The 12,150-nt window shown below is 53.1% G+C and carries 10 protein-coding genes; 6 read left to right on the forward strand and 4 right to left on the reverse strand.

Features of this window, described 5'->3' with window-relative positions; all coding sequences use genetic code 11:
• Positions 1-75: 75 nt before the first annotated feature.
• Together cobO and QCD60_RS26235 are read left to right on the forward strand one after the other, a co-directional pair.
• Positions 76-687, forward strand: a complete 612-nt coding sequence (cobO, locus tag QCD60_RS26230) for a cob(I)yrinic acid a,c-diamide adenosyltransferase (RefSeq protein ID WP_279789914.1) — start codon at positions 76-78, stop codon at positions 685-687.
• Positions 688-879: 192 nt separating this feature from the next.
• A complete protein-coding gene (locus tag QCD60_RS26235; protein ID WP_279789915.1) occupies positions 880-1,776 on the forward strand; it encodes a co-chaperone YbbN in 897 nt (298 codons plus the stop codon).
• Positions 1,777-1,916: 140 nt separating this feature from the next.
• On the opposite strand, the gene QCD60_RS26240 is transcribed toward QCD60_RS26235, so the two are convergent.
• From QCD60_RS26240 to QCD60_RS26255, 4 genes are all read right to left on the reverse strand, one after another.
• Positions 1,917-2,981, reverse strand: a complete 1,065-nt coding sequence (locus QCD60_RS26240) for an alpha/beta fold hydrolase (RefSeq protein ID WP_279789916.1) — start codon at positions 2,979-2,981, stop codon at positions 1,917-1,919.
• A 138-nt stretch (positions 2,982-3,119) separates the two neighbouring features.
• The gene (locus QCD60_RS26245) at positions 3,120-5,681 is read right to left on the reverse strand and encodes an MlaD family protein (RefSeq protein ID WP_279789917.1); all 2,562 of its coding nucleotides are present in this window, start codon (positions 5,679-5,681) and stop codon (positions 3,120-3,122) included.
• Positions 5,674-6,303 (reverse strand): paraquat-inducible protein A, encoded by a 630-nt coding sequence (locus QCD60_RS26250; protein ID WP_279789918.1) that lies wholly within the window; start codon positions 6,301-6,303, stop codon positions 5,674-5,676. Before QCD60_RS26250 ends, QCD60_RS26245 begins: the two co-directional genes overlap by 8 nt.
• On the reverse strand, positions 6,300-7,058 hold the full coding sequence (locus QCD60_RS26255) for a paraquat-inducible protein A (protein WP_279789919.1): 759 nt from the start codon (positions 7,056-7,058) through the stop codon (positions 6,300-6,302). The genes QCD60_RS26250 and QCD60_RS26255 overlap by 4 nt, the downstream gene beginning before the upstream one ends.
• 651 nt (positions 7,059-7,709) lie before the next feature.
• Between QCD60_RS26255 and QCD60_RS26260 the strand changes: the two genes are divergently transcribed.
• From QCD60_RS26260 to QCD60_RS26275, 4 genes are all read left to right on the forward strand, one after another.
• Positions 7,710-8,726 carry an amino acid ABC transporter substrate-binding protein gene (locus QCD60_RS26260; protein WP_110185982.1) on the forward strand — a complete coding sequence of 339 codons (1,017 nt, stop codon included), beginning with the start codon at positions 7,710-7,712 and terminating at the stop codon, positions 8,724-8,726.
• 192 nt (positions 8,727-8,918) lie between these two features.
• Positions 8,919-10,124, forward strand: a complete 1,206-nt coding sequence (locus QCD60_RS26265; protein ID WP_279789920.1) for an amino acid ABC transporter permease — start codon at positions 8,919-8,921, stop codon at positions 10,122-10,124.
• 1 nt (position 10,125) lies between these two features.
• On the forward strand, positions 10,126-11,223 hold the full coding sequence (locus QCD60_RS26270; protein WP_279789921.1) for an amino acid ABC transporter permease: 1,098 nt from the start codon (positions 10,126-10,128) through the stop codon (positions 11,221-11,223).
• A gap of 45 nt (positions 11,224-11,268) precedes the next feature.
• Positions 11,269-11,997, forward strand: coding sequence for an amino acid ABC transporter ATP-binding protein (locus QCD60_RS26275; RefSeq protein ID WP_279791071.1), 729 nt, complete (start codon positions 11,269-11,271; stop codon positions 11,995-11,997).
• The last annotated feature ends 153 nt before the right edge of the window (positions 11,998-12,150 follow it).

Genomic DNA, 12,150 nt, shown 5'->3' on the forward strand with positions numbered 1-12,150 from the left:
AGCCGTTACTGTAGCCGCTCATCAATCCATATTTCTTTTTGCTTTAGCATCGCCCCTGAGCCCGTGGAGGAGTCAATGAGCCAAGCCCCGTCAGACCGTGCCGAGAGACACAAGGCCCGTATGGAGAAACTCAAAGCCCATGTTGATTCTCAAGTGGCGAAGGCTACCGAAGAGCGAGGCATCATCGTTCTTCTGACAGGGAATGGCAAGGGTAAAAGCAGCTCAGCATTCGGGATGGTCGCCCGGGCTCTCGGGCACGGGCAGAAAGTCGGCATTGTGCAATTCATCAAAGGCGCATGGGATTGCGGTGAACAAAAATTCTTCGCCGGCCATGACCGGGTGACCTTCCACATCATGGGAACAGGTTTTACCTGGGATACACAAAACCGGGATGCCGATATAGCTGCCGCCAGACAGGTCTGGGAAGAGGGCAAGCATTTATTGCAGGATGACAGCTATGACCTGCTGGTATTTGATGAGATTACCTACATGTTCAAATACGACTATCTGCCGCTGGAAGAGGTCGTTCATGCACTGGTGAATCGCCCTGTGAAACAGAATGTGGTACTGACCGGCAGAGGTGCAGCGAAAGAGCTGATTGAACTCGCTGACACTGTTACTGAGCTGGGCGATGTCAAACATGCGTTTCGTGCAGGAATAAAGGCACAGCCTGGTGTCGAGTTCTGACCAGCAACGTTATATGACTTGCAATCAATAACATTGCCTCCACATAGTCTGACAGCCCAAGCGGCTGCCTGAGTTTGTATATCGCCATGGCGGGTCTCACCACTTTCTATCCATAGCAGGAGGGTGGTGGTCGATCCGGCCTGCGTTTAAACTGCAGCACTGCAATCACATTGAATTAACCGAGACTCCGTCATGACAGCAGCCATCGAGCCCGGCACCTCTCCTTTCATCGTCAATGTCACTCTGGACAACGTACGTGAACTGATCGAGCAGTCCTTTCATACACCTGTTCTGTTCGATTTCTGGGCTGACTGGTGTGCACCTTGTAAGGCACTGCTCCCCATTCTCAGCAAACTGGCCGAGGAATATAACGGCGGGTTTATTCTGGCCAAGGTGGACACTGAAGATCAGGGACTGTCTCCTCTGGTGATGCAGTTTGGCATTCGCAGCCTGCCTACTGTTTATCTATTCCAGAATGGACAACCCGTGGATGGCTTCAGTGGCGCTCAGCCCGAGTCACAAATTCGTGCCCTGCTGCAGAAGTACACCAAGCCTGTCGAGGCAGAGACCAGCATTGATCCCAAAGAACTGGCAGAACAGGCTATTGTTGCTGGCGAGCTGACCACCGCTCAGGCCATTCTCAACGATGCACTGTCAGAGCAGCCGGAAAACTATGACCTGTTCCTGTTGCAAGCCAGTGTTTGCGCACAGCTGGGCGATGCAGACAATGCCAAGGCCATCATCAACGGCCTGCCGGACAGTCACAAAAACAGCACCCTGGCAAAAGAAGTACTGGCTCGCCTGACATTTGCGGACCTCATCAAAGAGGCACCGGAAATGCCGGCACTGCACGCCAGACTGGAAGCAGATGCCAATGCATCTCAGGAGCGTTTCTGGCTAGCCGCAAGACTGGTCATGGCTGGGCAGAACGAGGAAGCCATGCAGCAGTTACTGCAACTGATGCGTCAGGATCGTGCCTTTGGTGATGATGCCGCCCGAAAAACCCTGATTAGCCTTTTCGATATGCTGGGCGCGGCGCACCCGCTGGTGAATACCTACCGTCGCAAGCTTTACCAGGCCCTGTATTGATCCTGACTCGCCACGTTTAGAGCGATAAAAAATGCCAGACCCGTACCCAACACGGGTCTGGCATTTTCTTTTCCGTATCAACAGTACTCCTGTATCAACCGCATAAGTGTCGACGCTGTCCCACAAGGTCGAATTCGCGCTCAACGGTCTGAGATAAAGTCGCCCAGGTCAGCCATCATTTCCTCGAAATAAGGATTGAAGGTCAGGCGAGCCGGATATCTTCCTTCCACTGCCAGCCCATACTCACTAAACCAGGGTTCGGGATCCTGCAGGCAGCGGTTAAAAGCCGTGCTGTCCTCCACATATGCCAGACAGTTGCGATAATCCCCTTGCTTGCCATAGTGAGGATTAGCAGGAGAAAAAGTGACAGCGGTGTGAGCAATAGCTCGGATTCGTTGCTCCGGCAGATAACCAGACCGGGATAACACACCCGTTTCGCTCAGCTCCTCATGCCCATACCATACCAATCTGCTGTCCGGTTGCCTTAAACGTAAGAACTGCTGCAGAACAAACTGACTGTTAATGGTGGCATCCGCCTCACTGGCAACAATGTACACCGGACAACGGAAGCGCTGGCAGGTATTCAACTGCCGTTTAACCTGCAACGTCAGGTGGTAATACTGATGAATGGCATTGATGCTGAAGGATGAGTAACGGGCAAAGTCTCGCTCAGGCCGCACGCTGTGCCACTTCCGAAAAGGAAACAGCAAGCGACTGGTCCACACCATATTACTGCGACACCGCCAGGCGGGCGCCCACAGTATCAGCCCAGCGATGTTCGGCAGATCCAGCCCTTCCAGGGTTGCCAGAACAGCCCCCATGGAATAACCACCCACCCAAACCTTGTCGCACTGCTTCTGCAGATCAGCAATTTGTGCCCTGACCTGACGGCGCCAGTTGCCAGCACGCACTTTCAAACTGTCCTCAGCCCGTGAGCCATGCCCGGAAAGCAGGATCGACCGTGAACGAATGCCACGTTGTGCCAGCGCTGCGGCAACATCCCTGAAGGTAAAGGGGCTATCAGACAGGCCGTGAATGAGCAGTACGCCAACACGTTGATGCTCACTCCCCATCTCGAAGGGCATAACAGCATCAATAGCCTCGCTGCGGCCAACTCCCATCGCCTCGGAGTGGTATTTATCTCGCTCCAGACGCTGACGTGATTGCTGAACGTGTTCAGCAAAACTCATGGGCAGCTCAGGCACTGCATACTCCCTTTGCCCTGTTCATCAAAATATCCAGAAAAACTCCTGTCGAAAGTTACACGCCGCTTAATGAGTGTAGCCAGTTGACTGACAATCTACCTTTCACTCACCGAAAGAATGTTACATCTGATCAGACCTTCACTGCTCACTGCCCCTGGACTGGGGTGGCAAGGCAATACGCGGCGCCCATTGCTGCCACTCAGGTTGTGGTTCTGCATTGAGCTCGAATCGGCTATTGGCTGCCGCAGGCTGGCCCATTTTCTCGCCCTCTGGTGTAGCGAATGAAATCCCCCCCGCCAGCAACGTTTCGACAGACTGGGTGCGAATGGAGGCTCCGCTTAACAGGCCAAAATCCATACCGAAGCCGCTGTTATTCCAGAACCGCGATCCCGTCCTGACCAGCGATCTGTATCGTGGCGTAATCGCCAGCTGAATTAACACTTTATCCGCCGTATCAGCCAACTGGGTATCCACTACCTTGCCCACGGCAACCCCCCGGTAGAACACCGTAACCCCCGGGCGTATGGAGCCCAGATCACGGGTTTCCAGAATAACCGGGAATCCGCTCAGCTGTTGTTCAACCGGCGCCTGATCCAGACCGGTAAACTGCGTTTTCAGCTGCCCGTTCATACCTTTGCTACGAACCTGCACATAAGCCCCGCCCACAATGCTGTCCAGACCACTCACCTCGGTCAGCTTCAGCTGCGGATGCACGACCCAGAACTCGGTACCTTCTCGGGCCAGACGCTGCCCCTGCAGATCAAGAAAAATCGATGCTGTAATGCTGCTAAAGTTTCGGTCCGGCTGTAGCCCTCTGACCTCACCAATTTCCAGCCCGTTCCATCTGACCTTACTGCCGACACTCAGACCATCTGCCTGTTGCCAGCGTACTGTCACGACACGCCCCCGCTCCATCGCTTTATCGAGGCTGTCATAGAGGATAAATTCGGTTCCCGGCTTTACCGGTGCTCCCTTTTCGTCATCAACATTACCAAGAGCAATGCCGCCGGTGGCAATGGCCAGCAGCGACTCTGTCTGGATACTGATCCCTCCCAGCCCGCCTTTGATATTGATACCGCTGGCATGCCAGAACCGGGTAGCCGTATTCACCAGGCGCGCATACTGCGGCCTGACATTCACCTCCATCGTGATCCCCTGACCATCCTTGTCGAGGCTGTACTGCATCACGCTACCGACTTCAACACGGTGATAGTAAAGCGGTGTCCCCGGTGCTACCGAGCCCAGCTGATGACCATGCAGAGTCAGCTTCAGACCGGGCTCGGCCTCATTGTAGGCAGGCGCTTGTCCCAGCGCGGTGAAGTCAGTGGATGGCTCACCACCTCCAGGCTCAACAGCGATGTAATTGCCTTTGACGAGGGTATCCAGATCAGAAAAGCCGGAAAGGCTGATACTCGGCTTCACCAGCCAGAACCGGGAACCTTTGCGTAAAAAACTCTCGGCCTTGGGATCGAACAGAATATGTGCATCCACCCTGTTAAAGTCGGGGCTCAGTTCCATTTTCTGTAATGTACCAATGGGCACCCCGCGATAGACCACCTGAGTCACCCCTTCCACCAGGCCTTGTGCAGAACCGAATTCGATGTTGACCTTGATGCCCGCTTCAGCGCTGGCGTAATCGCTGTATAGCGAGAAAATGTGGCCGTTGCGCACCGGTTCGCCCTTGTTATCGTTAGGTGTAGAGAACGCAATGCCGCCGCTTATCAAAGAAACCAGTGACTCGGTACGTACCTTGAAGCCGTTCAGACCACCGCTGATATCAACACCACTGGCATTCCAGAAGCGGGTCTCACTGTTAATCAGTTCATCGAAGGGCGGCTGAACATAGATGTCGACTTCAACATTCTGACTGTTATTGGCCAGACGATATTCCTGTACCGTCCCCACCTTGATTTGCTTGTAATACACCGGCGTGCCAGGGCTGACGGACCCCAGTGAATCAGCACGCAAGGTAATATGCAGCCCAGGCTCATCCATACTCACGGGTGGTGCCTTATCGGCGGCGACAAACTCAGTGGTTTCTGAACCTCCCCCCGGCTGCACGCCGATGTAGTTACCCGAAACCAGCGTTTCCAGACCGCTCACCCCTTCAAAACTGACGCTCGGTGTTACCAGCCAGAACTCAGTTCCTGTCCTCAGCCCCGACTCGGCAGCCCGATCAACTTCGGCTTCAACGATGACCGTTTCCAGATCTTTGCCAATGTCGACTTTCTTGACCAGACCGACCTTCAGGCCCTTATAACGGATCTCGGTTTTTCCGGCCTCAATGCCCTGCCCGCTTTTAAAGGTGATGTGTACTGTGATACCGACATCTGACAGCGTCTTCCACAGTAGCCAACCTCCCATCAACAAAGCCACCAGAGGAAGTAACCACACCAGTGACCAGCTACGACGCTTGCGCACAACCGGTGCAGCACCTCGTGGCGTAGGCAGTAGTTCGGCACAGTCAAGACGATCGTCAGATGACGCTTGACGAGCACTACCCAGAGGCTCGTCAACAACGACATCCTCATCTGCTTTTATTTCTTCTGACACTACTTTCTCTTCCGCTGCCAGACTGGCATCGCCAGTAGCTTCCTTCTGCACTTCAGCCTGTTCTGGCGAGGCAGCCTTTATCCGCTGATCACTGTCATCAGACAGTGTGACCGACTTGTCTCTGTCGTTACCGGAGGTATCACTCATCTCCAACCTCCTTGTCCCATATCAGACGGGGGTCGAAGGTCATCGCCGCCAGCATCGTCAGCACCACCGTCAGTCCAAAAGCCGTGGCAGCTGGCCCTGCTTCTATGCGGGCGACCGCACCCAAATTAACCAAGGCCGCCAGTAAGGCAATGACAAAGATGTCCAGCATGGACCACCTGCCAATAAATTCGATCATGCGGTACATCGAGGTACATTGATTGGCATTCAGATGCCAGCCTCTCTGAATCTTGATCAACAAAATCACCAAACCAATCAACTTCAAAAAAGGGACCACCAGGCTGGCGATAAATACCACCGCCGCAATGCCGTAAGCGCCATGGTGTACCAGAGTCACAACACCACCAAAAATGGTACTTGGCGTGTCATTACCTAACTGGGATACCACCATGATGGGGTACAGGTTAGCCGGTAAAAAACATATCGCCGCTGTAATCAGCAGCGCCCATGTACGGACCACACTGTTGGGATAGCGGCTATGTAATCGCGTACCGCAACGGGGACAGTACTGAGCTATCTCGTCGTCATCGACAAAACGGCATAATTTATGACAGAGACTACAGGAAGCCATGCCCAGCGAGCGGGCAGAACGGATGTCCATCATCGCCTGTTTAATCCTTCTTCCTTTAATGCATAACGCTCAGTGGCCACCTGATCATCTCCGTTAGGGGTCGCAGTCGATGCAGATCCTGCTTCGGGATGAGGTACAGGCGCATGAATCCCCTGCTCCAGAAACTCCCAGACTTCTTCAGTATCCAGACTCAACGTCATCAGCAGCGTCATCAGCAGCATGCCAATAAATGCATAAAGCCCAAGGCCAATATGGACCGACGCCATATCCAGCAGCTTGACCATGGAAACCAGTACGCCGATCAGATAGACCTCCAGCATTCCCCAGCCTTTTAACAGGTGCCAGAACTTGAACATGCTTTTGACCCAGGGATTATAGTGGTCCAGGCTGATTGCAATCAGCACCACTGTCAGGCTCAGCATTTCGATAAAGGGCACTGCAATACTGCATGCAAGTACCAGAAAACTGGTCCACCAGTATCCTTCATTAAACAGTGCCATTACCGCAGCAAGCAAAGTGGCACTATTGGACATGCCCAACACATCAAGGCCGATAATCGGCAACAAGACCGCCGGAAAAAACAGAATCAGCCCGGTCAGGCTGAGCGCCAGCGTACGGCGCACCGTATCGGGACGGCTGGCATAGAGATGACATCCACAGCGTGGGCAATAGGCATCAAAACGAACATCAATCGCCTGCTTCCTGAAAACGGCATCACACTCGTGACACGCCAGCCATTCACCTTCATCCTGATGCAACGCATTCTGCCTGATATCGCTCGTTGCCATAACGTCCTTAACACTCATCTGTTACCTGTCCGCCTGCATCAATCAGACTCGCGCACTGATGACAGACCTTGCAGCGATTAATGGACAGATACCATCTTCTGGAGAAGCTGGTTATCAGAAGATCAGCTCTGCCACCCTGTTTTAAAGACAATGCGCCCCACTGTGCAAATGAAAAACCACGCATTATACGTGGCGAGCCGGAGCAAAAGTGTCAGCAAGCGTAAATTGTCTGACTTTTCTGCTCACATGCAGGCGAAGAATCCTTTCAGCAACAAGACGCAAGCCACTTTCTTTGTGAAGAACCCTGGCAGGGTAGTTCTTACGCACTTGCATCAATGTAGTGCAATTCGTTGTTACCACTTTCCCCATAGGGCGTTACGCAAGAGCGCCACTAGAACACAATCCGACTTTAGTCAACTCTGCAAGAGCACAACTAATCATATGAATTAGACATACTCAATAACGCCAAACTTAATGGTTTTAGACAGGTTTTCCCTGCAAAGTCGTATAGTTTGGCATTTCAAGTTACGGTTTTTGAATGAATTTTTCATATGCCAAAAATTCAGGCACGGCTTTTGCTTTATACCTGTCGAGCTCGCCATTAGCAGATATGGCACTTCCAAACCAGTGATAGACCGAGGAATAACCAAGATGAAGAAGATCGGTTCTGTAGCTGCCGCCGCAGCGGTTGCGCTGACCTTTTCTGTACAGAGTCACTCAGCGACTCTGGATACAGTAAAAGAACGCGGCTACTTGCAGTGTGGTGTCAGCACAGGTTTGCCTGGGTTCTCCAACCCTGATGACAAAGGCAACTGGCAGGGACTTGATGTGGACGTGTGCCGTGCGGTGGCTGCTGCCGCCCTGGGTGATGCCAGCAAAGTAAAGTATGTCCCTCTGAACGCCAAAGAGCGCTTTACTGCGCTGCAGTCTGGCGAAATTGACATGCTGTCACGTAACACCACCTGGACCCTTACTCGTGACACCACGCTGGGTCTGAACTTTACTGGCGTCAGCTACTATGACGGTCAGGGCTTCATGGTCAGCAAGAAGCTGGGCGTCAGCAGTGCTCTGGAACTGGACGGCGCCACCGTATGTATCCAGGCAGGTACTACTACCGAGCTGAACCTGGCTGACTACTTCCGTCAGAACAACATGACCTATCAGCCCGTGGTATTCGATACCTCTGACCAGACCGTGCAGGGCTTTGAAGCAGGTCGCTGCGACGTTCTGACCTCTGACCAGTCTCAGCTGTACGCACTGCGTATCAAACTGGCTGATCCTTCATCTGCTATGGTTCTGCCCGAAGTGATCTCCAAAGAGCCACTGGGCCCATCCGTTCGTCAGGGTGACGATCAGTGGTTCAACCTGGTCAAGTGGTCTCTGTTCGCAGCCGTTACTGCTGAAGAAATGGGTCTGACTTCTGCCAACGTTGATCAGATGAAAAACAGTGACAACCCCGATGTGAAACGCTTCACCGGTGCTGAAGGCGACTTCGGCAAGGCGCTTGGCGTTAACAATGACTGGGCTTACCAGATCGTTAAGCAGGTAGGTAACTACGGCGAGATCTTTGAGCGCAACGTAGGTGCCAACACTCCTCTGGGCATTGCCCGTGGTTTGAACGCCCTGTGGAGCAAAGGCGGCCTGCAGTACGCACCTCCCATGCGTTAATGGTTGTGTGATGCGCTTGTCAAAGCGCAGCACTTGAAACACGAGCGGGAATGGATATTCCCGCTCTCAATGCTCAGCTGATGCCTCTCACCCTGCCGTATGCCCTTGGTCGGTGGTGAAGATGTGTGCGACCCGGTCGCCAGCCACGGCGGAAGCCCGAGTATCGAATTATCCCTTTCAGGAGGTTTGCGAATGTCGTCTGAAGCCAAAAAGCCTCAGGCCCACAGCACCATGCCTAATAACAAGCCGCTGTTCTGGAATGATCCAGAAAAACGTGCGCTGTTTTTCCAGGCGTTGCTGATTCTTGCGGTTGGGGGAGCAATCTGGATCATCGTCGATAACACTCTCGCCAATCTGGAGCAACGTGGTATCACGACCGGCTTTGATTTTCTGTCGAAACCTGCCGGTTTCGGGATTCTTCAATCCCTCATTGAATATAACGAACAAGAATCCTATGGCCGTACCTTTATAGTCGGTTTACTAAACACCTTACTCGTTTCCGGTATAGGTATAGCCCTGGCCACCATGCTCGGTTTTGTTATCGGTGTGGCGCGCCTGTCCCACAACTGGCTGATCTCTCGCCTGGCACTGGTCTACATCGAGATTTTCCGCAACATTCCATTGCTATTGCAGATTTTCTTCTGGTACTTCGCCGTTCTGCGCGCCCTGCCCACTGCCAAGCAGAGCCTGTCTATCGGTGAGAGCGTATTCCTCAATATTCGCGGCCTGTATATCCCCAGCCCGGTGTTTGAAGCAGGCAGCAGTATCATCCTGATCGCCCTGATTGCGGGTGTTATCGCGTCCTTCTTCGTTGCTCGCTGGGCGCACAAACGTCAGGACGACACCGGTCAGATCTTCCCGACTACCTGGGTCAATCTGGGCCTGATCGTGGGTCTGCCTGTCATTGCCTTCTTTATTTCCGGCTCACCTGTCAGCCTCGAATATCCTGAACTGAAAGGCTTTAACTTCCGTGGTGGCATCACTGTTATCCCTGAGTTTCTGGCCCTGCTGGTAGCATTATCGATCTATACCGCCGCCTTCATTGCCGAAATCGTTCGTTCAGGTATCCAGTCAGTCCATCATGGTCAGACTGAAGCGGCACACGCTCTGGGTCTGCCACACGGTCGTACTCTGAAGCTGGTGATTATCCCTCAGGCGATGCGTGTCATCATTCCGCCACTCACCAGCCAGTACCTGAACCTGACCAAAAACTCTTCACTGGCAACCGCCATTGGCTATCCCGATCTGGTATCTGTTTTTGCTGGTACCACGCTCAACCAGACCGGCCAGGCTGTTGAAATTATCTTCATCACCATGGCGGTTTACCTGCTGATCAGTCTGCTCATCTCGGTGTTCATGAACTGGTACAACAAACGCATGTCGTTGGTGGAGCGTTAACATGGAAAAATTCAAACCTTTGCCAAGCCTGCCCGCACCAGTGAAAACCACCGGTATCGTCGGCTGGCTGCGCAGTAACCTGTTCTCCTCACCACTGAACTCGGTGATGAGTCTGATTCTGGGCTACATTGTCCTGTCGCTGCTGATCCCGGCCATCAACTGGGCTTTCATTAAGGCAGACTGGTTCGGTACCAGCCGTGACGCCTGTACCTCAGGCGGCGCCTGCTGGGTGTTCATCACCTCGCGCTTTTCTCAGTTCATCTACGGTTTCTATCCGGAAACCGAGTACTGGCGCGTGGACACTACCTTCGTGGTGCTTGCAGCCTGTCTGGCATGGCTGATGATCGACCACCTGCCCTGGAAGAAATGGGTATCGATCTTTGCCGTGTTTGTCTTCCCCTTCGTTGCTTATGTACTTATGCATGGCGGTCATTTTGGCCTGATGGAAGTCGAAACCCATCGCTGGGGCGGTTTTATGCTGACGCTGGTCATTGCTGTCGTCGGCATTGCGGCCGCGCTGCCTCTGGGCATCCTGCTGGCACTGGGTCGCCGCTCACAGATGCCTGTTATTAAAAGCTTCTGCGTCGTCTTCATCGAAGTCTGGCGCGGCGTGCCGTTAATAACCGTGCTGTTCATGGCTTCCGTTATGCTGCCGCTGTTTGTTCCGCAGGACATCACCTTTGACAAACTATTGCGCGCACTGATCGGTATCACCCTGTTCCAGTCGGCCTATATGGCTGAAGTGGTACGTGGTGGTCTGCAGGCCATTCCCAAAGGACAGTATGAGGCCGCGGATGCGCTGGGCCTGAGCTACTGGCGCAGCATGAGCATGATCATCCTGCCTCAGGCTCTGAAGATGATGATTCCCGGTATCGTCAACACCTTCATCGCACTGTTCAAAGACACCAGTCTGGTGCTGATCATTGGTCTGTTTGATCTGCTGGCGATTGTTCAGGCAGCACTGACCGATCCTAAATGGCTGGGCTTTTCCACCGAAGGTTATGTATTCGTCGCTTTGATGTTCTGGGTGTTCTGTTTTGGCATGTCACGTTATAGCCAGCACCTTGAGCGCAAACTGCACACCGGCCACAAACGCTGAGCCGTACCGGATTTGGAGATTTAGACAATGAGTTCAGAAAACTACATGGTACAGCTGAAGAACGTGAACAAGTGGTACGGAAACTTCCACGTTCTGAAAAACGTCAACCTTAATGTCAAGAAAGGCGAGCGTATCGTCATCTGCGGGCCATCAGGCTCAGGCAAATCGACCACCATTCGCTGCATCAACCGCCTGGAAGAGCACCATCAGGGCGAGATCATGGTGAATGGCATCACCCTGAACAATGACCTGAAGAACATCGAATCCATCCGTCGTGACGTGGGCATGGTGTTCCAGCACTTCAACCTCTTTCCTCATCTGACCGTGCTGGAGAACTGCTGCCTGGCCCCCATCTGGGTCAAAAAGGTTCCCCGTCGGGAAGCAGAAGCAACCGCCATGCGCTATCTGGAAAAGGTGAAGATCCCTGATCAGGCCAAGAAATTTCCTGGCCAGCTGTCAGGCGGCCAACAGCAGCGTGTGGCGATTGCCCGTGCACTGTGCATGAACCCCGATGTGATGCTGTTTGACGAGCCAACATCAGCTCTTGACCCGGAAATGGTTAAGGAAGTGCTGGATACCATGATCAGCCTGGCAGAAACCGGTATGACCATGTTGTGCGTAACCCACGAAATGGGGTTCGCCAAATCCGTGGCCAACCGCGTGATCTTTATGGATGGCGGTCAGATTGTGGAAGAGAACGAACCGAACGAGTTCTTCAATAATCCACAAAATGAACGTACACAGCTGTTCCTGAGCCAGATTCTTAATCACTAAGCCTCTGTTGCTCCTGATTCAGCCAGTTACCAATCCACCCCTGTCCCGCAGTCATCGGTGTGTTGGTAACCGGATGATCCGGCCTCGAAAATCACACCGAGTGGGTGAGTAACCTTGAGGCTTGTACCGAAGATGTGCAAACATCTTCTCCAA

The sequence above is a fragment of the Pokkaliibacter sp. MBI-7 genome (genome assembly GCF_029846635.1).
Taxonomy (GTDB): Bacteria; Pseudomonadota; Gammaproteobacteria; order Pseudomonadales; family Balneatricaceae; genus Pokkaliibacter.

Bases quoted from the DNA above. Each gene is read 5' to 3' on its own strand.
- cobO (WP_279789914.1), top strand. From the start codon at position 76: ATGAGCCAAGCCCCGTCAGACCGTGCCGAGAGACACAAGGCCCGTATG.
- QCD60_RS26235 (WP_279789915.1), top strand. From the start codon at position 880: ATGACAGCAGCCATCGAGCCCGGCACCTCTCCTTTCATCGTCAATGTC.
- QCD60_RS26245 (WP_279789917.1), bottom strand. From the start codon at position 5,681: ATGAGTGATACCTCCGGTAACGACAGAGACAAGTCGGTCACACTGTCT.
- QCD60_RS26250 (WP_279789918.1), bottom strand. From the start codon at position 6,303: ATGATGGACATCCGTTCTGCCCGCTCGCTGGGCATGGCTTCCTGTAGT.
- QCD60_RS26255 (WP_279789919.1), bottom strand. From the start codon at position 7,058: ATGGCAACGAGCGATATCAGGCAGAATGCGTTGCATCAGGATGAAGGT.
- QCD60_RS26260 (WP_110185982.1), top strand. From the start codon at position 7,710: ATGAAGAAGATCGGTTCTGTAGCTGCCGCCGCAGCGGTTGCGCTGACC.
- QCD60_RS26265 (WP_279789920.1), top strand. From the start codon at position 8,919: ATGTCGTCTGAAGCCAAAAAGCCTCAGGCCCACAGCACCATGCCTAAT.
- QCD60_RS26270 (WP_279789921.1), top strand. From the start codon at position 10,126: ATGGAAAAATTCAAACCTTTGCCAAGCCTGCCCGCACCAGTGAAAACC.
- QCD60_RS26275 (WP_279791071.1), top strand. From the start codon at position 11,269: ATGGTACAGCTGAAGAACGTGAACAAGTGGTACGGAAACTTCCACGTT.